Annotated in this window: 1 protein-coding gene and 1 pseudogene; both read right to left on the bottom strand. The window is 65.1% G+C overall.

Annotation, left to right across the window (positions count from 1 at the left end; all coding sequences use genetic code 11):
- Window positions 1–192 (bottom strand): hypothetical protein (locus tag ACFWTC_RS38220; RefSeq protein WP_384075109.1); only part of this gene is annotated, 192 nt, incomplete at its 3' end.
- Between the two features lie 379 nt (window positions 193–571).
- Window positions 572–811 (bottom strand): annotated as a pseudogene (locus ACFWTC_RS38215) (IS982 family transposase); the annotation flags it as partial.
- Window positions 812–1,103: the final 292 nt, after the last annotated feature.

Raw genomic sequence — 1,103 nt, 5'->3', positions numbered from 1 at the left:
GGCGTTGTCCTCCCGGGTCTGGGCGCGAGTGCCGGGAGTGACGCAGACACGGTCCCCGGAGCCCGTGGCCTCGCGCCACACGTACCCCGACTTGCATTCCTGTGAGGGCTGTGCCGGGACGGCGTCCGCGGCGGTGGGGACCAGAATGCTTCCCGCCGCTGCGGCGAGAACCGCTGAGGTAGCAATGAGCATGCGGTGACGCTTGAGAATTCTCACCATGTTTCCGCACTCCCTGTCGTAGAACTGCGAGTTCTTTCCGCTGCAGGCACGCGAATTGCGCCATCGGGATGGACATGAGGCCTGGACAAACAGCCCTGGCCTCGTCGTGATGCGGCAATGGGTGCGTGGGGGAGGCATGGGGATCTCTTTTCTCCCTGCCCGTCCGTTCTTCAGAGTGGCACTTGACCCTTTTGGGCGCATCTTGAGTGATGTGAGCGGTGCGGTGACGCCGATACGCCCCCTCGGCGGCGCAGGGCTTTCTCCCGCCGCACGTGCGACGGCTCCGGCTTCAACTGGTCGGCCACCGAATCCGGCCTGGGACCGTGAGATGCGGGCCGGGCCCGCGGTGACGCAGGTGCAGACGCAAGCCCCAGAAGAGCCGTGAGTGCGAGGCGCAGTAGCCGTAACCGGCCCAGCCCGCAAGCTCCGAGCGTGTGGCCGTCGGGCGTGAGCGGGCGCACTCCACAGGGGTGGAGTCCACGATCCACACGGCGTCGTGCCACAGGTCGGTGTCCCGGGCCAGGTTGCGGATGAACCGGCTGATCAGCGTGTTCGCGGACCGCAGGCGCTTGTTGTAGCCGGACTGCTCGGGCGGGGCCCAAGCAGTTCCTTGGCGCTCAGCTGTCCGTTCTTTCCCGGACATCGACGGTCATCGACTCAACGAGCGTCCCGAAGTTTTCTGTGTCTTGTAGTTCCTTACGCAGGTCCTTCGGATCCTTGAGCCTCAGCAGCTCCTTCCTGAGCGGTTGGTTCGCGACGAGCAAGGCCTCGAAGAGTTTCGTGCCGACATCTATTGATCAGAAACGGTTTGGGTTCTGGGTCGTTGAGCTGGGTGTGAGCGATCTGGTGGGGGACGCGCGGCATCTGTCGCCGTCGGCGCAGGA

It is taken from the genome of Streptomyces sp. NPDC058619, assembly GCF_042717785.1.
Taxonomy (GTDB): domain Bacteria; phylum Actinomycetota; class Actinomycetes; order Streptomycetales; family Streptomycetaceae; genus Streptomyces.
Note: the sequence above shows the minus strand (reverse complement) of the source record. Positions and strands in the feature narration are given on the sequence as shown.